Below are 17,085 nucleotides of genomic sequence, written 5' to 3'. Positions count from 1 at the left end.
GTTTCCCCCTTAATAGACATCACGTAAATAGCGTTTTTCTTGTGTTAAACGCTCTAAATAGGCGCGCGCCTCATGTTCTGTTGTATTTTGCTGTTCTTGAATGACTTGTAAAATCGCTGCTTCTACATCTTTTGCCATTTGCTTTTCATCACCACAAATGAAGATAGTTGCACCTTTTTCTAGCCATTCATAGAATGTCTTTGCTTCTTCTAAAATACGATGTTGTACATAAATTTTTTCAGCTTGATCGCGTGAGAACGCCACAGACATCTTTGTTAATGTGCCTTCTTTTAAATAACGTTGCCATTCCACTTGATAGAGGAAGTCTGTCACAAAGTGCTGTTCACCGAAGAATAACCAACTTTCGCCTGTTGCACCTGTTTCATCACGTTGTTCAATAAAGGCTCTAAATGGTGCAATTCCTGTACCAGCACCAATCATAATAATTGGCTCGTCGTCTTTTGGTAAACGGAAGTGATCGTTTTCTTGAATGAAAATAGGGATTTGATCGCCAATCTCCAGTTCACTAGCAATCCATCCACTCGTTACACCTTCATAATGGCGTTCTTCGATGTCATATCGTACAAGTCCGACTGTAATATGCACCTCATCTGGGTTTGCATCATAACTACTCGCAATCGAATAAAGACGTGGCGGTAATTTACGTAATGTATCAGCTAATGTTTGTGCATCTAACTTTACATCATAGCTTTTTACAAGATCGATTAAATCACGACCTTCACGCCATGCTGCTTCTGGAAGTGGTGATACGCCTAATTTTTCAAGTAGCGGCTTTGTTAAAACACTGATTTCTAAACGATGTGTTAACGCCTCTTGAATTGTTAATTCTTCTTGTTGAATTGTGACATGGTCATTTGCATCAATCGCTAACGCTTCTAGTAACGCTTGGACGCGCGCTGTATTATTTTTCGGATAAATACCGATGCTATCTCCCGGTGTAAATGAGATTCCCGAGCCTTCAAGTGATAATTCCACGTGATATGTTTCTTTATTTGAACCTGTCATATTCAAGTTAATCTTTTCTAGTACTTCTGCGTAGTATGGATTTTGTCTTGAATAAGTGGTTACTTCCTGTGTAGAGCTTACTTTCTTCTGTGCAATTGTGGCACCGACACCCGACTGTTGCAATAGTGCTTGTTGTACAGCTGTAAACCAATTGCTTGCATCTTCTTGGAAATCTAAATCACAGTCCACTCGTGGTACTAGTGCTACCCCGCCAAGCTTATGTAATTGTGTATCAAAGTCAATCGCTGTTTGACAGAATAAATCGTATGATGTATCACCAAGACCAAGAACGCTATACTGTAGATTCTCTAGTTTTGGCGCACGCGCACCGTGTAAAAATTCATAGAATGTTTTGGCGTTATCTGGCGCTTCACCTTCCCCTTGTGTACTCGTTACAATCAGTAAATTATCGACTTTTTTTAATTTTTTCACAGGGAAATCAGCCATCGAATAAACTTCTACTTGCACATCATTTTGCTTTAATTCTTCAGCAAATTGCGTCGCTAAATTTTTCGCATTCCCTGTTTGTGAGCCGTAAAGAATACTTGCTGTAATGGTTTTGATTGGCGCCTGTACTTCTTCGACAATTACAGCTGGTTGGTTCGTTTGTCCATGTTGTGTAGTCGCAGCTAAATATCCTGCTAACCATGTTTTTTGTTCTGCTGATAAGTTGGGTACTAATTCATTTAATAATTGGATTTGTTGTTCTGTGAAAGGACTATTCACAACTTGTAATACCATGTATGCCACCTCGACTATTTTGTATGATATAAAGCTTCTACTTTTTCAATTTGAATCACGCGAGCGTCTTGTACAATGATGCGAATCGAACCATTTTGAATTGCTGGTAGATATTCATGTAACTTCTCACGCAATTGCTGTAAATGGTCTTGTTTCTTCATATACTCACCCCATTTAATTCGATACTTTGCATTTTTTTCTCTACAGCTTCTTTAAAAGCACGAGCCGTACTCGGAACTTCTCCTAATCGCTTTGTCAAAATCACCTCTCTTTTTTCAGTTTGTTGAAGTCTTTCCAGTCGTTTCATGAGTAAACCCGAGAATAATAGATAGGGTATGAGAACGACTGGTTCTTTTCTCTCTTGATGCAGCGCTAAAACATCTTCAATTTTTGGTCCTGAACCATATAAAAAGGCGATATCAATCGAACGAATCGCAGTGCGTAATTTTAGCCGACTGGCGATTTCCGCAAATTCTTGCTGAATGGCAGGTTCTGAACTACCGCGTCCTACAATGATCAGTTGTGCATTCTTTGGAATGGGTTGTGTACTTAGTTGCTCAATGACTGCGTCAATCATCGTACGCGTTACACCAATTGGCTGACCGAGTGTAAACGTCACAGTTGGATATTTCGGTCCTACCTCTGCTAAAATCTCTGGTAAATCCGTCGTCGCATGCTGCGCTGTCAATAACAGTAATGGCATGACGATAATCTCTGTTGCACCTTTTGCTACACATGTGGCAACACCTTCTTCAATAGAAGGTGAAGAAATCTCTAAAAAGGCAATCTCTTGAATTGGTTCGTCCATCTGACTTTTAACGCGTTCAATAAATTCAATCGCCTGTCTCTCGCCTTCTCTCACTCGCGTTCCATGTCCTACATATAAAATCGCTCGCATTCGAATCCCTCCTAATAAGCTAGTGCTGCCTCTTGTACCCAAGCAATTTTTTCACGTAATTTAACCACTTCACCAACTAAAATAATGCTTGGATTGGCAATTCGTTCTTCCTCGACAATGCGTTCAATATTTTCAAGTGTTCCCGTTACAGTGCGTTGTTTGTCATATGTTCCCCAATGAATGAGTGCAACCGGTGTATCAACTGCACGTCCATGTGTCGTCAATTGTTTGACAATATACGGTAAATTTTGAACCCCCATATAAATCGCGACTGTATCAATACCTGTCGCAAGACTCTCCCACTTAATCGAATCATCTTTACCTTCCTTCATATGTCCTGTTACAATCGCAAAACTAGAACCATAATCACGATGTGTCACAGGAATGCCCGCATAAGCTGCTGCTGCGATACCTGATGTAATACCGGGGATAATTTCAAATGGAATATTAGCAGCCGCAACGACTTCAGCTTCTTCTGCGCCGCGTCCGAATACGAATGGATCACCACCTTTTAAACGAACGACCACTTTTCCTCTTAGCGCATATTCTACAAGTTGTGCATGGATATGCTCTTGAATCATGGCATGCTTTCCGGGAAGCTTTCCGCAAAAGACAAGCTCTGCATCTGCTCTCGCTTCGTTTAAAATATCTTCATTAATTAAGCGATCATACAAGATTACATCTGCTTCTCGTATGACACGTAGCGCCTTTACCGTTAACAATTCCACATCTCCTGGTCCCGCACCGACAATATATACTTTTGACATATGTCATTCCTCCTTCTGAATAGAAAAAGAGACTCCTATTCATACGGAAGAACCGTAAAAATAAGAGCCTCTAGTTGTCTAGTCAGCTTCTTTTATATTTACTTAATTGTTAGTTTCGATGGTTTATTTGTTTTTGTTTGTGTAAAACGATGTTTTTCCAAGCGATTGATTTGAATAATCTTACCGTCTTGAATCGTTATTTGTACTTCACCAAATTGAATTTCTTGAATCGCTTTTTCAATAACCGATAAGTGCTGTTCTTCAATTAAATTCGTCATACAATATCATCCCTCTCAATCCTAAGTAACTCTATAGGAATTGTTTTATTGGACTTATTTTAGTATTGTAACGCAGAGAAGTCAACAGTATTTTCCATTTTCTTTTTAGATTGTTGTAGATTTTTGCAGAAAGACATAAAATACGATACGATGAAATGGAAGAAAATTGATACTTAATGAAAAGAAAAGAGGTCTTATTCGATGAATTTAGAACAAACTGCAGTTGTATTAATCGATGTACAGGGTCGCCTTGCTACATTGATGAACCGTCATGAAGAAACACTTCGTAAATTAGAACAACTCTTAAAAGGCGCAAAAACACTTGAACTACCGATTTTATGGTTAGAGCAATACCCAAGAGGTTTAGGTCCTACAGTCGATTCACTTGCAGAGATTTTATCACCAATTACAAAGCCAATTGAAAAAATAACATTTAGTGCATGGGGAACGGATGAATTTAAAGAGGCACTAATTGCTTCGGGTAAAAAACAAATCTTATTATGTGGTATTGAAACGCATATTTGCGTCTATCAAACTGCAAAAGATTTAAAAGCAGCTGGGTTCCATGTAGAAGTGGTTGCAGATGCTGTTGATTCTCGCTTCGAACTTGATCGCGAAATCGCATTGCGTCGTTTTGAACAAGAAAACATTCCTTTAACAACAGTCGAGATGGCTTTATTTGAACTGCTAGAGGTAGCTAAAGGCGACGCGTTCAAACAAGTAAGTAAAATTATTAAATAGAAAAAAGGGAGTAGTTGAATGATTACTGCTCCCTTTTTTGATGAAAATAAGCATCTATTTTTCGGAAAGTCCACAGAAGTATGGACAAGCTAAAAACAAAGCGACACACTTGGATTACTACATAGAGTAACCAAGAATTTTGAGATTGCTCTACTAATATGGAATAAATCGCTCCAATTGCACAGATGTATACTATTATTTTTTTCATTTATATGCCCCTTAAAACCAACTAATACTATCGGAATAGTAATTTCTATGTTATACTTCGAATAATAGACGACAGGAAAGGGGTTTTTATATGACATCCATTCAATTAAAGCCTGAAGCAAAACGTTACATTCAAAATCATGGAAGCTACAATCCATTTACAGAAAATGAACAAGGAATTCAAATTGAACGAACACCCTTCTTACAACGACATATTCAATTAGCTGACATAAAATCCATAGAAAACACATATTTTAAAGCTAAAGACGGCACTAAAATTCCGATTCGTATTTATACACCTCATACAGATGAGGCGATTCTACCTGTCATTTTATACTTTCATGGTGGTGGTTGGGCAATCGGTGATTTAGATTATATGGATGGAGGGTGTCAGTATCTGGCTAAACATAGTCAGGCGATCATTGTGAATGTGGATTATCGTTTAGCGCCTGAACATCCCTACCCTATCCCGCAACAAGATGCGTATGATGCACTAAACTGGATTTACCAAAATCCATTACAACTACCGATTGATTTAAAACGTCTCGCTGTAGCTGGTGACAGCGCAGGAGGTAACCTCGCTGCTTCGATTGCCGTACGAGCGATTGAAGAACAAGGCCCGACCATTCAAGCTTTACTACTTACGTATCCTGCTCTGGATGCCACTGCTACTGTAGCAAAAGAGGACCTTCAATTCGCCAAACAATATGGTTTAGATGACGATGAATTAGACCTTTATTACCGCTATTATGTACAAGGGAATGAACGTCTTACGCATCCTTATGTCTCACCTGCTCTTTATGAGAAGAAGGCATTACTTCCGCCTACGATTATTGTGAGTGCTGCTTACGACGTATTAAATCATGAAGGCGAAAAGTTTATTGAGGAACTACAACAAGCAGGCGTTCAAGCAGAACGTGTGATTCTCGATGGCTTAATTCATAGTTTTTTCAGTAAGATGGACTATTTCGAACAAGAAACAGAAGAAGTAACGATTCACCTATCCAACTTCTTCCACTCTATCATACAAGATTGATTTTTTTAAACGGAATATCGGTAATCATCGAAAAGAGCCTCAGCATAAAAAATGCCGAGGCTCTTGTTGTTATGATTGCTTTTTAAATTCTACATCTAGCGCTTGGTACGCTTGTTGGAATTTTCCGCCGTCTTTTATAGCTGCATGATATAACGCTTTTAGCGCGTAATCATTTTCTAAAGACATGGATTGTTTAATCTCATTCAATTCTTTTTTCAATTGAGGAGTCGTATTGACTAATTTTTGCATTTGATTTTGATGGTAACGCATTGACTTCACTTCCTTTATCTTTACAGTATAACACGATTGAAAATAAATAGTATTGGTAATCACTTCCACTTTTCTGTATAGTTGAATTAGGTTTCTTTTTTCATGCTTTTTTCTACAAAAGGGGGCGTTTTCCGTTGAATAGGAAACATTTTAGTATTATGATTGGCGCTATTTTATTTTTAACAATCGCAATGGGGATTGGTCGCTTCTCTTTCACATCTGTTCTTCCTTTTTTACGGGAATCGGAGAATTTATCCGTTCAAACAGGTAGTGTAATTGCTGCTGGGAACTATATTGGCTACTTAGTCGGTGCTTTTGCGGCTGGTTGGATTGTGAAATATCAAAAGAGTATTTTAGGATTAAATGTCTTTTTATGCATTTTATCGGTGTTTTTCATGGGGGTAACCGATCATGTGAGCATGTGGTTCTCGTTGCGTATTGTTAGTGGTATTACAGGTGGTATTATTTTCGTACTTACGTCGAGCATGCTAATGGATTATTTAGCCAAATACCAGCTTGGCAAATGGTCTGGCTATACATTTAGCGGAATCGGACTTGGTATTGCGATTTCTGGATTAGTTGTACCGCTTTTCGTTTCATACGGGAATTGGCGGATTGCTTATTTCGGTTTAACAGCCATCGCAGCTTTCTGTATGGTCATTACATTCATTTTATGGCGTAATCTACGTGCAGAGCCACATATTAAAAGTCCAAAATCAGATAAAGTACTGCGTGGTTTTATGGTTTGGCTGACGATTGCCTATGGTTTAGAAGGACTTGGATACATCATTACAGGTACATTTTTAGTTGACTTGGTACATAGTATTCCGAGCATTCAACAATATGCTGGCTTTAGTTGGGTCATTGTCGGTTTAGGTGCCATTCCGTCTGCACCGCTCTGGATTTGGCTCATGACAACCTATAAACCAACGACGATTTTATCCATTGCATATATCATTCAAATTGTAGCGGTCATTCTACCTGTTCTTACGACGAATATTTGGACGGTACTTCTATCAGCGCTACTATTTGGCTCTACGTTTGTCGGACTTGTTGCGATGTCAACAAGCTACGGAAGACAACTTTTCCCGAAAAAGAGTGCCAGTGTCGTATCGATTTTAACGACTTCCTATGCAATTGGACAAATCATCGGACCCATTGCAGCTGGAATTCTAGTGAAGCAATATGGAAGTTACAATGCTGCGCTTGTATTTGCATCCATCATCATTTTGTTTGCACTCATTCTCTTGCGTGTCGGCTTACTTTTTCAAAAGAGTCCCACAACACAAGCTGTTGAATCAACAAGTTTAGAATAAGACAAAAAAGCGTCATTGCAATTGGGGGTTGCAATGACGCTTCATCTCATTTTGGGGAGAGATGTATGATTTTATTTTTGATAAACGCATTGACCTGCGACATATGTTTCTTTCACTGTTGTTTCGCTGATTTTTTCAGGTGAAACGGTGAAAAGATCTTGTTCTAGTACGACAAAGTCTGCGTGATATCCTTCTTTTAATTGACCAACTAATGGAATATTGGCACACTTCTGTGCTGCACGTGTATAACCATCAATCGCTGTTTCGACACTAATTCGAGATTGTTGACCATGGTCTGTCCCGTCATAAGAAGTGCGTGTAACAGCTGCTTGAATACCCACGAATGGATTAACAGGATCGGCCCATGCAGTTGCTGGTGCATCAGAAGATAAAGCTGTTAAAACACCCGCCTCTAAAAACTTCTCTACAGGATATGTTTTTTTCGTGCGTTCTTCACCTAAGTTATTCAAATATGTTTCAATCTCAGCATATAAGAAGATGGGTTGCGTATTAAAAGCAATTTGCTTCTCTGCTGCTTTTTGAATATCTTCTTCTCTTGGCATCGCTACATGCTCAATACGGAAAGTCAGTGCATCTTGCATCCAATTTTCTTCCTGCTCATATGCTTCAATCACTTGATGGATTGCCTGTTCACCCATTGCATGAACCGCCATCTGTACACCATATTCTTTTGCTTTTTTCGCAGCTTGTTGCAGTGTATCAATTGAAATTGTTGAGATACCGTAGTTTGAATCATCACCTAAGAATGGTGTATCTACCCAAGCAGTTTGTCCTGACACACTACCGTCTGTGAACGCTTTAATACCTGCCACGAATACTTGATCTTCTGGATTTGAATTTTCTTTTGTAATAAATTCTTCGTTTTCGATCTCACTCCATAAATAATAAATCGCTGTACGTTGTGAAAATCCTTTACGAACTGCTTCTTTAAAAATACTGTAATAATCAATTGGTTCACGTAATGCCATCATTTCCGTAATCCCTGTAATACCATATTGATGAAGTGTATGATCTAATTCCACTAATAAATCTGAACCACGTTCTAATGTTAATTCTGGCATGACTTTTTCAACTAGTACACGTGCACTTTCACGTAATGTTCCTGTTGGCTCGCCATTCTCATCACGGTCAATCTTACCGCCTGCTGGGTCTTCCGTATCTTTTGTAATACCTGCGAGCGCTAAAGCACGACTATTCGCTGTCACGATATGTCCGCAAGAACGATGTAGAACGACTGGATGTTCTTTTGATACCGCATCTAAATCGTGTCGATTCGGCGCACGTCCTTCTGCTAACTTCCCTTCATCATAGCCCCAGCCTTCAATCCAGCTATGCGCGTCTTCTGCTTGTTCCACTTGTTCTGTAATACCTGCTGTAATATCCGCAATCGAATACGCTTTTGGCGGTGAGCATTGCACTTGTTTAACAGAATCTGCAAACATAATGGGATGCATATGTGATTCAATGATTCCCGGAATGACACGTTTTCCTTGTAAATCAATTACTTCTGAAGCTTGTTCTGGTAAGCCTGCTTCATCACCTACATAGATAATCTTGCCATGCTCTACAGCCATTGCTGTCGCATGACGTTGTTCAGGATTTGCTGTATAAATCAAACCATTTTTAAATATTTTCACGTGTCTTCCTCCTACCTTAAATTTGAATCGTTTTGTCCGATGTCGCTTTTGATGTTTTGGATTTAAATAAGAATGTTCCGACAATAAAGCCTACAATCGCTGGAATCACCCACGAAAAACCATCTGCTGCTAATGGTAGCTGTTGAATACCATCAAATAAGAATGGTACTTTCAGCCCTAAATTACCAATCGTTTCGAAAACGCTTACAACTGCTGTAAATAAAATAGCTCCGCGATACGAACCACCATTTGGAATCCATTTAGCAAATGTTCCAAGTAATACAAGAACGATGGCTACTGGATAAAGTGCTGTAAAGATTGGCATTGCATACGTTACAATACTCGTTACACCTAGAGAACCAATTAAAATACCGACAATACATACCACCGCTGCCCATACTTTATAGCCGATTTTGTTATGAGTTAGGTCTGTTAAAAATTGTGCAATGACAACAATAACGCCAATCGCAGATGTTAAACATGCCAGTGCAATCGCTACTGCTAATAAAGCGCTACCTGCATTTCCTAAAATACGTTCAATGAGTTCAGATACAAGTGCTGTATCACCAATATCCTGTGCAAAAGAACCGCTACCTGAAGCACCTAAATACAGTAAACCACCGTAAATTACAAACAAACCAATACCTGCAATGGCAACACCACTAAACGCTACTTTTTTCGCTGCACGTCCTTTGTAACCATATGCTGTAATTGCTGCTAAGAAAATCGGTGCACAGAAGATTCCTGTTACCACATCTCCTGTTTGATAAGCACTTAGAAAGGCATTTGAGAAAACACCATCTATACGCGCTGCAATTGGATTACCAACAGGTGTAATTAAACCCTTTATCACAATGAATAAAAGTACAATGACTAATACAGGTGTTAAATATTTCCCTAATTTATCAATTACATTTGATTGATCCATCGCAAAGAAATAACTAACCGCAAAGAAAATAATAATTGTGACAATGGCTGGTGTTCCTGGAATTAACTTTGATACGCCAAGTTCATGTGTTGTTGCTGACATACGTGGAATCGTCACAAGCATACCAATTCCAACCATTAATAGTAAGTTGAATAGTTTATGGAACCATGGGCTAATGGGTGCTGTTAAATCTTCAAAGCGCCCACCTACATTTAAAATCGCTACCACCGCTAATAACGGTAAAACAATTCCTGTAATCGTAAAGCCTGTTAAACCGAGAATCCAATTATCTCCTGATAGATTTCCGATTGTAGGCGGAAAAATTAAGTTGCCCGCACCGAAGTAAATCGCAAATAATGCGAGTCCCACAACGACTGTGTGTTGAATTGTTTTCAATAGATTGTCCCCCTTTGTTTCACTAGCCTTTTCTCCCCTTTGAGAAAATGGTATTGATTAGCTAGTAATCAACATATTATAGGAATTTTGCGTAAATAAAAAGAAGGGAAAAGTTTCCCTCCTACCGTAAAAAATTTTTTACCTTAATTCATATTTTGCTAATTTGTACTTTAACAATTGTTTTGAGATACCCAGTCTACGTGCAGATTCTGCTAATTTACCCCCTGTTTGTTCAAAGGTCTTTTTCACTAACATCCGCTCAAATTGATCGACCTCATCTTTTAAATGGTAGGTCTCATGCATATCTACTGAATGATGCGCTTGTAAACGATCTGGCAAATCATCTATCGTGATTTCATGCCCTTCTGCTTGGTGAAAAGCAGATTCCATCGCATTTTTCAGCTCACGTACATTCCCAGGCCAATCGTATTGTTGGCATGCTTTAATCGCATCTTCTTGAATCTGTGTAATGCTTACATCCATATGCGCATTAAAAAAATGAATAAAATGATACATGAGTGGTTCGATATCTTCTTTTCGCTCTTTTAAAGATGGAATTGTTAGTTCTAAAATATGTAGACGATAAAATAATTCTTCTCGAATGACTCCATTCGTCAATAATTCCATAGGCGGTATATTCGTTGCGGCCATTATTCGTAAATCAATATGTACGAAACTATCCGTTTGTTGATTGTAAATTTTTTGTTGTTCAATAATGCGTAAAAGTGGATATTGTGCTTCTAGAGGCAATGCTTGTAAGTTATCTAGAAACAATGTGCCACCATTTATTTTTTCTAATAATCCTTCTTCAATGAGTTGTTTTTGGATTTTTTCTTCTGTTAGTTCACTACAATTGATAGATAAATATGGAGATAATGAACGATTACTCATATTATGAATCGCTTGAGCCACCAATTCTTTTCCCGTTCCTGTGCGTCCAAAAATCATCAATGTGGAATCGGTTTTAGCGAATTTTTTCATTTTTTCTTGTACGCGAATGGATTGATCACTTACAGCTACAACATCTTCGATTGTGTGAATTGTATTATTTTTCCGATAATTTTTATGTTGCGGATAGTCTTTTAAAACATGTATATCCTGCTTTTCATAATAATGCTTTGAGAATTCAATCGCACCTTTCACAACCCCTTGTGTATCTAAAATTGGGTACGTTGAATTTTTCGAAATATACGTAAAGCCATTTTTCGCACGTAACTGTTGGGTTACGTGCTCCATTGGCTTCCCTGTTTTTAAAACGGTAATTAATGTGCTATCTTCTAACGTTAAATTATCATATACCGCTGTAATATTTCGACCGACAAATTGATCCATTGTATAACCTAAGTTCGTCAAAATTTGTAAATCCGCCATATCAAAAAATAGAGTTTGACCATGTTGGTCGACAATGAGCGTATTGTCATAGTCCTTTAAATGTTTTACATCTTGTAACGTGTTCATTTTCCCACCTCTAGTTGCTTATTACTTGAATTGAAGGGTGACAGACCAAAGTTCTGCTTGTGTACCAATTCGCATTGGTGGACCCCAGAAACCATATCCTGATGTCACGAGATAATCCGTACCATTTCGTTTTTCATGTCCATAATTTAACTCATAAATAAATTCTGTCATCCATTTTCCAGGCCAAATCTGACCTGCATGTGTATGACCGGACATCATAAACGACACACCCGGATCATTCATTGTTTTACTTGGTTGATGATCAATCACAATCCATGGTTGCCCTGATTTTACGTCTTTTTGTAACGTTTTTAAAGAGGCACGCTTTTTATTTGTTGCATCATCACGTCCTGTTAATGCGATATCACCTGCAATTGTGACCGTTTGATCTTGTAACAATGTCACATTCGCGTTTTTCATGGCTTGTTTTACAGCTGGAAGCTCGTCTCCAATGTACTCATGGTTACCGAGAACTGCATAAACACCGTATGTTGCTTGTAGTTTCTTCAATTCATCTTCCATCTGCTGTTCATTAAACCACTTTGGTGAGTCATCTACAAGGTCTCCTGCTAAAATAACAACATCTGGCTTCTCTTTATTTGCAAGTTCTACAAAACGTGAAAGGTGCTTTTTATTCGAGAGTAGTCCCAAATGTGTATCACTTGCGACAACTACTTTTAATTGTTGACCATTCGCTTTTTCAGGTCGTTCAATGGTTTGATGATGAACGATTGGTGTATAAGCATAATATGTACCTACACCGGCAGAAATTAGTAATATTACAATGGCGCTACTTCCAATAATTCGTGTATAACGTCGTCTTAAAATAAGCGATAAAATATTACAAACGATACATAAAATAAGTCCATATGAAAAAGCAAATAACCAATAATCACTTAGTATTTTCAAAAAATCGAGCGGGATGAATCGCGTCAACATAATTGAATACGCAATGAAGGCATAAATAATCTAAAACGCTACTTTCCCTCGCTTCAAACCGAAACTTTTCATCAGTACACGTATATTCCAGCCAACATAAAAAACAAGTGCGGAATAAATGAGAAGCGCAATAATAATCACTAATATAACTTTAAACGTCATGTCATTCCTCCTTTTCTATAAGTTGGCACGTATGATTATGCCACGCATACTGTTCAAAATCATTCACAATATAACTTTCTGCAAACGTCTCTCTTGCATGCTGTACAAGGCGTTGTAAGTCATGTGATAAAAAACGAGCACTAATATGATTCATGAATAACTGCTTTGCGCCCGCTTCTCGTGCCACACGCGCCGCTTCTTCATTCGTCGCATGACCATAAATAGCAGCAAGCTCCGACGTTCCTTCATCAAAAGTCGCTTCATGAATGACTACATCTGCATCTTTTGCTAAATCGATAGCTGCCTCGCAGTAACGTGTGTCACCTAAAATCGTCACAGTAAAGCCTTTGATTGGTTCAGATACAACTTGTTCACTTGAAATAACTTCCCCGTTCTCTAATTGTACATCAAAACCATTCTTTAAGCGTCCTAGTAGCGGTCCATTTGGTACACCAAGTTGGCGCGCTTTTTCTACATCTAACTTACCTGGCAAATCTTTTTGGACGATTCGATAACCATAACAAGGAATCACATGCTCTAATTGACGTACATATACTTGAAATTGATCATCTTCAAATAACAAACCTTCTGTTACTTCTACAAAATGCAGCTCATATGTTAGATGCGTCTTCGTGACATTCAGTGTCATGCGAACCCATTCTTCTAATCCTTTGGGTCCATAAATTGTTAGTGGGTCATTCCCACCTAAAAAAGAGCGTGAACTTAAAAAACCTGGTAAGCCAAAAATATGATCCCCATGTAAATGTGTAATAAAGAGTTTATTAATCTTACCTGGTTTAATCGCCGTATGTAAAATTTGATGTTGCGTTGCTTCACCACAATCGAACAACCAAAGTTTACCGCATTCTTCTAATAACTTTAGCGCAATTGAAGATGTATTGCGTAATTTAGATGGCATGCCTGCCCCTGTCCCTAAAAACTGAATCTGCATTTCATTTCCTCCTAATGATCGTCTAAAAAATCTTTACTAAAACTCGTCTGCGCTGTGTAATCAGGATTTTTAGCTACAGAGACACCTTTTTGAAGACTATTTTTCCCGTATTTTCGTTGTAACTGTTCTACCAACTTTAAAACCGGTTCTTCTTTTGCATGTTCTGCATAATTAAAAATCGAAAGTTGTTCAGCCGCTTCTCTACGATTATATACATGACTAACCGTAACGCCCATTAAGCGTAACGGTTCAAAGTTCCAATGTTTGCGCACTAATTTAAGTGCCTCGCGTTCAATATCTTGCTGCTCATAGATGCCATTTTTAAATGTTATAGAACGCGTTTTATTTTGCCAATCTGATGTTCGCATTTGAATTTGCAAAGTCGTACCAGCTAAATTTTTCGCACGTAATCGTTTTGCTACTTTTTCACTTAATTTTTGAACCATCTCTACTACGTCACGCATCTCTACTAAGTCTACAGCGGAAGTCATCGAATTACCAACCGATTTTATATCGTAAATAGCTTCTGGGTCTACTTGTCTACGATCTATACCATGTGCCTTTTCCCATAGACGAACCCCATTTTTCCCCATCCATTGATGCATTTCTTTTTCCGTTTTCTGTGCTAAATCACCAATCGTTTCAATGCTATACGTGGCTAACTTTTTCGCCGTACTCGCGCCTACTCCATGCATTTCAATCGTTTTTAAAGGCCATAATATCTGTGGCACTTGTCTTTTTCGTAGCACAGTGATGCCCATCGGTTTTTTCATATCGGAAGCCGTTTTCGCTAAAAACTTATTCGGTGCAATCCCGATGGAACAAGGTAAATCGAGTTCTTCTTTTAACTGCATTTGAATTTTTTCAGCTAATTGAATCGCTTCACTTCCATGCACAATCTCTGTCACATCCATATATCCCTCATCAATGGATACAGGTTCAACAAGATGTGTATAGCTTCTTAATAGATCGAACATCGATTTTGAAGCCCGTCTATAAGCATCAAAATTAGGCGGGAGGAGAATGATTTCAGGACACTTTTGTTTTGCTTCCCATACAGGCATCGTCGTATATACACCTTTTACCCTCGCTTCATAGGAACAGGTAACTAAGATTCCACGACGTTCCTTCGGGTTACCAGCTACCGCAATCGCTTTTCCTTTTAGCATCGGATTCAATGCTTGCTCCACTGAAGCATAAAAACAATTCATATCTAAATGAAAAATAATACGCGCTTGTGTCATTTCCTCACCTCTTCCCAATCATATGTTCTTATTATAATATGTTTAGAACTTGCATACCATCTATGTTACTTAAACAATCTAAAAAAATAAGGTTTGAACATAGCGCAATTTCCTACGCATGTTCAAACCCACTTTTATTTATTCAGCTTCTGCTTCTTTATTTTTTAAATCAACCATATATTGTTTAATTTCTTTAATGCCTTCTAATGAATCTACTAATACAGATGGTGATACGAGTGTAATCATTCGTTCATCTAGGTTAGCGACAGCTGTGAAATAACGTGTACGTGCATAATTCACAAGCCCTACTTGATTCAATTGTTCTGTTGGAATATCTAAAATTTCTTTTGCTTCTAATACTTTTAATGCAAATGTGAAATCATCGACATGCAGTACGAGTAAACGACTTAAATCGCCACCACCGCTACGACCATATAAAATACGTTCGAAATCTAAAATCGGTACTAATTCACCACGATTTTTCGTTAATCCATCGACATAGTCTGGTAAATGTGGAATACGATTTGTCGTTTCAATTTTTTCAATTGAAATCACATGATCGACTGATACCGCATATTCTTCTTGACCGCATCGAAATACGACTACTTTAGAATTTGTCATATTGAATTTACCTCCATTATCTATCTTGATGTTTATTATGTATGACATGGTGCTATTCATTATATAGTAAAAAGGGCATGAAATCAAAATGATTATTAAACCGAAAGGACTAATGATACTTATGGCATATTCCCTTTTTTATACAAAACAAAAATACCTATTTATATCGTACTTTCGTATTTTTCTTATAAACACTTCTTTTTTTAACATTTTTTACATATAAAAAGCCGAAATATCGCCAAGCAGCGACATTTCGACCTTTCCTATACTTAGATTGAGAATTGTTTTTAGAATACATCACATTCTCTTTATATAAAATGATTATTTTGATGAAATAGTTGCAGATACTTTCACAACTTCTACAAGTAAATCTGCTAATTTTTCTAATTCTTCAACGGGCATACGCTCTTTTGTCGTATGAATATTTTCGTAACCAACTGCTAAGTTAGCTGTTGGAATACCAAATCCTGCGATGACATTCGCATCGCTACCGCCACCTGATTGCATGATTTTCGGCTCACGACCTACTTGTTCAACTGCTTTTTTCGCAACTTGTACAACTAAATCTTCTTCTGTGAAGCTGAATCCAGGATACATGCGTGTAATTTCAACTTCTGCACTACCCCCCATGTCTTTCGCAGCTTGTTCAAACGCTTCTTTCATATGTTGCTCTTGTACTTCTAATTTTGCTTCATTTAATGAGCGACATTCTGCTAAAATATGCACTTCATCGCATACAATATTCGTTGCTTTACCGCCTTCAAAACGACCAATATTCGCTGTAGTTTCTGAATCAATACGACCTAATTTCATATTTGCAATCGCTTTTGAAGCGATTGTAATCGCTGAAATTCCTTTTTCAGGTTCTACCCCTGCATGTGCTGTTTTACCTGTTAATGTCGCGACAACTTTTGTTTGGAATGGCGCTGCTGTAACAATGCCACCTACTTTGCCATCTGAATCAACAGCAAAACCATATTTCGCTGTAATTTTCGCTGGATCTAATTCTTTTGCACCTGCTAAACCTGATTCTTCACCTGCTGTAATAACGAATTCGATATTACCATGGTCAACTTTTTCTTCTTGAATACGTTTCGCCATTTCAAGTAATGCAGCGATTCCCGCTTTGTCATCTGCACCTAGAATGGTCGTACCGTCTGAATAAATATAACCATCTTCTTTAATTGTTGGTTTAATACCTACACCTGGTACAACGGTATCCATATGTGTTGTAAAGTAAATTGTGTCCGCTTCTACATTTCCTTTTAATGTCGCAATAATGTTACCTGATGCATGCCCGTTACGTGTATGTGCATCATCTACATATACATCAAAACCTAGTGATTTTAATTTCTCTTGTAGAACAGGTGAAATCTTTTCTTCATGATATGTTTCTGAATCAATTTGAACTAATTCTAAAAATTCTTCTACTACACGACTTGTCATG

General features: G+C 38.0%; 18 protein-coding genes. 3 read left to right on the top strand and 15 right to left on the bottom strand.

Annotation, left to right across the window (positions count from 1 at the left end):
- Nucleotides 1–9: 9 nt before the first annotated feature.
- The 5 genes from ASO14_RS06490 to ASO14_RS06475 all read right to left on the bottom strand — a co-directional run bounded on the left by ASO14_RS06490 (nt 10) and on the right by ASO14_RS06475 (nt 3,710).
- On the bottom strand, nt 10–1,767 hold the full coding sequence (locus tag ASO14_RS06490) for an assimilatory sulfite reductase (NADPH) flavoprotein subunit (protein ID WP_068453105.1): 1,758 nt from the start codon (nt 1,765–1,767) through the stop codon (nt 10–12).
- 14 nt (nt 1,768–1,781) lie between these two features.
- Nucleotides 1,782–1,928, bottom strand: a complete 147-nt coding sequence (locus ASO14_RS14850; protein ID WP_082701401.1) for a DUF2292 domain-containing protein — start codon at nt 1,926–1,928, stop codon at nt 1,782–1,784.
- Nucleotides 1,925–2,665: a sirohydrochlorin chelatase gene (locus tag ASO14_RS06485; RefSeq protein ID WP_068453102.1), complete on the bottom strand. Its 741-nt coding sequence runs from the start codon at nt 2,663–2,665 to the stop codon at nt 1,925–1,927. Before ASO14_RS06485 ends, ASO14_RS14850 begins: the two co-directional genes overlap by 4 nt.
- 11 nt (nt 2,666–2,676) lie before the next feature.
- Nucleotides 2,677–3,432 carry a uroporphyrinogen-III C-methyltransferase gene (gene cobA, locus ASO14_RS06480; RefSeq protein ID WP_068453099.1) on the bottom strand — a complete coding sequence of 252 codons (756 nt, stop codon included), beginning with the start codon at nt 3,430–3,432 and terminating at the stop codon, nt 2,677–2,679.
- A 98-nt stretch (nt 3,433–3,530) separates the two neighbouring features.
- Entirely contained in the window at nt 3,531–3,710 is a 180-nt protein-coding gene (locus tag ASO14_RS06475) for a YezD family protein (RefSeq protein WP_068453096.1), read from the bottom strand.
- 201 nt (nt 3,711–3,911) lie between these two features.
- Between ASO14_RS06475 and ASO14_RS06470 the strand changes: the two genes are divergently transcribed.
- Both ASO14_RS06470 and ASO14_RS06460 read left to right on the top strand, forming a co-directional pair.
- Nucleotides 3,912–4,451 carry a hydrolase gene (locus tag ASO14_RS06470; protein WP_068453093.1) on the top strand — a complete coding sequence of 180 codons (540 nt, stop codon included), beginning with the start codon at nt 3,912–3,914 and terminating at the stop codon, nt 4,449–4,451.
- A gap of 298 nt (nt 4,452–4,749) precedes the next feature.
- Nucleotides 4,750–5,694 (top strand): alpha/beta hydrolase, encoded by a 945-nt coding sequence (locus ASO14_RS06460; protein WP_068453089.1) that lies wholly within the window; start codon nt 4,750–4,752, stop codon nt 5,692–5,694.
- A 69-nt stretch (nt 5,695–5,763) separates the two neighbouring features.
- On the opposite strand, the gene ASO14_RS06455 is transcribed toward ASO14_RS06460, so the two are convergent.
- The gene (locus tag ASO14_RS06455; RefSeq protein WP_068453085.1) at nt 5,764–5,964 is read right to left on the bottom strand and encodes a hypothetical protein; all 201 of its coding nucleotides are present in this window, start codon (nt 5,962–5,964) and stop codon (nt 5,764–5,766) included.
- Nucleotides 5,965–6,098: 134 nt separating this feature from the next.
- Between ASO14_RS06455 and ASO14_RS06450 the strand changes: the two genes are divergently transcribed.
- Nucleotides 6,099–7,280, top strand: coding sequence for a YbfB/YjiJ family MFS transporter (locus ASO14_RS06450; protein WP_068453081.1), 1,182 nt, complete (start codon nt 6,099–6,101; stop codon nt 7,278–7,280).
- Nucleotides 7,281–7,351: 71 nt separating this feature from the next.
- Here the strand turns inward: ASO14_RS06450 and ASO14_RS06445 are convergent, their stop codons facing one another.
- From ASO14_RS06445 to ASO14_RS06410, 9 genes are all read right to left on the bottom strand, one after another.
- A complete protein-coding gene (locus tag ASO14_RS06445; protein ID WP_068453078.1) occupies nt 7,352–8,938 on the bottom strand; it encodes an amidohydrolase in 1,587 nt (528 codons plus the stop codon).
- A 16-nt stretch (nt 8,939–8,954) separates the two neighbouring features.
- Nucleotides 8,955–10,262: a branched-chain amino acid transport system II carrier protein gene (gene brnQ, locus ASO14_RS06440; protein WP_231726986.1), complete on the bottom strand. Its 1,308-nt coding sequence runs from the start codon at nt 10,260–10,262 to the stop codon at nt 8,955–8,957.
- Between the two features lie 138 nt (nt 10,263–10,400).
- Complete coding sequence (locus ASO14_RS06435) at nt 10,401–11,720, bottom strand: sigma 54-interacting transcriptional regulator (RefSeq protein ID WP_068453072.1); 1,320 nt, start codon at nt 11,718–11,720, stop codon at nt 10,401–10,403.
- A gap of 21 nt (nt 11,721–11,741) precedes the next feature.
- Nucleotides 11,742–12,659, bottom strand: coding sequence for a metallophosphoesterase (locus ASO14_RS06430; protein WP_068453069.1), 918 nt, complete (start codon nt 12,657–12,659; stop codon nt 11,742–11,744).
- A gap of 30 nt (nt 12,660–12,689) precedes the next feature.
- Nucleotides 12,690–12,821 carry a hypothetical protein gene (locus ASO14_RS15250; protein ID WP_257720777.1) on the bottom strand — a complete coding sequence of 44 codons (132 nt, stop codon included), beginning with the start codon at nt 12,819–12,821 and terminating at the stop codon, nt 12,690–12,692.
- 1 nt (nt 12,822) lies between these two features.
- On the bottom strand, nt 12,823–13,773 hold the full coding sequence (gene rnz, locus ASO14_RS06425) for a ribonuclease Z (RefSeq protein WP_068453066.1): 951 nt from the start codon (nt 13,771–13,773) through the stop codon (nt 12,823–12,825).
- A gap of 11 nt (nt 13,774–13,784) precedes the next feature.
- Nucleotides 13,785–15,017, bottom strand: coding sequence for a DNA polymerase IV (locus ASO14_RS06420; RefSeq protein ID WP_068453063.1), 1,233 nt, complete (start codon nt 15,015–15,017; stop codon nt 13,785–13,787).
- A gap of 138 nt (nt 15,018–15,155) precedes the next feature.
- Nucleotides 15,156–15,638 carry a chemotaxis protein CheW gene (locus ASO14_RS06415; RefSeq protein WP_068453060.1) on the bottom strand — a complete coding sequence of 161 codons (483 nt, stop codon included), beginning with the start codon at nt 15,636–15,638 and terminating at the stop codon, nt 15,156–15,158.
- 321 nt (nt 15,639–15,959) lie between these two features.
- Nucleotides 15,960–17,084 carry a M20/M25/M40 family metallo-hydrolase gene (locus ASO14_RS06410; RefSeq protein WP_068453057.1) on the bottom strand — a complete coding sequence of 375 codons (1,125 nt, stop codon included), beginning with the start codon at nt 17,082–17,084 and terminating at the stop codon, nt 15,960–15,962.
- Nucleotide 17,085: the final 1 nt, after the last annotated feature.

This window comes from Kurthia sp. 11kri321, from assembly GCF_001534765.1.
GTDB classification, from domain to species: domain Bacteria; phylum Bacillota; class Bacilli; order Bacillales_A; family Planococcaceae; genus Kurthia; species Kurthia gibsonii.
This window is presented reverse-complemented; position numbering and strand designations above follow the sequence as displayed.

Coding starts and splice junctions, on each gene's coding strand:
- ASO14_RS06490 (WP_068453105.1), bottom strand. CDS start 1,767: ATGGTATTACAAGTTGTGAATAGTCCTTTCACAGAACAACAAATCCAA.
- ASO14_RS06455 (WP_068453085.1), bottom strand. CDS start 5,964: ATGCGTTACCATCAAAATCAAATGCAAAAATTAGTCAATACGACTCCT.
- ASO14_RS06460 (WP_068453089.1), top strand. CDS start 4,750: ATGACATCCATTCAATTAAAGCCTGAAGCAAAACGTTACATTCAAAAT.
- rnz (WP_068453066.1), bottom strand. CDS start 13,773: ATGCAGATTCAGTTTTTAGGGACAGGGGCAGGCATGCCATCTAAATTA.
- ASO14_RS06415 (WP_068453060.1), bottom strand. CDS start 15,638: ATGACAAATTCTAAAGTAGTCGTATTTCGATGCGGTCAAGAAGAATAT.
- cobA (WP_068453099.1), bottom strand. CDS start 3,432: ATGTCAAAAGTATATATTGTCGGTGCGGGACCAGGAGATGTGGAATTG.
- ASO14_RS14850 (WP_082701401.1), bottom strand. CDS start 1,928: ATGAAGAAACAAGACCATTTACAGCAATTGCGTGAGAAGTTACATGAA.
- ASO14_RS06485 (WP_068453102.1), bottom strand. CDS start 2,665: ATGCGAGCGATTTTATATGTAGGACATGGAACGCGAGTGAGAGAAGGC.
- ASO14_RS06475 (WP_068453096.1), bottom strand. CDS start 3,710: ATGACGAATTTAATTGAAGAACAGCACTTATCGGTTATTGAAAAAGCG.
- ASO14_RS15250 (WP_257720777.1), bottom strand. CDS start 12,821: ATGACGTTTAAAGTTATATTAGTGATTATTATTGCGCTTCTCATTTAT.
- ASO14_RS06410 (WP_068453057.1), bottom strand. CDS start 17,084: ATGACAAGTCGTGTAGTAGAAGAATTTTTAGAATTAGTTCAAATTGAT.
- ASO14_RS06430 (WP_068453069.1), bottom strand. CDS start 12,659: ATGTTGACGCGATTCATCCCGCTCGATTTTTTGAAAATACTAAGTGAT.
- ASO14_RS06420 (WP_068453063.1), bottom strand. CDS start 15,017: ATGACACAAGCGCGTATTATTTTTCATTTAGATATGAATTGTTTTTAT.
- ASO14_RS06470 (WP_068453093.1), top strand. CDS start 3,912: ATGAATTTAGAACAAACTGCAGTTGTATTAATCGATGTACAGGGTCGC.
- ASO14_RS06435 (WP_068453072.1), bottom strand. CDS start 11,720: ATGAACACGTTACAAGATGTAAAACATTTAAAGGACTATGACAATACG.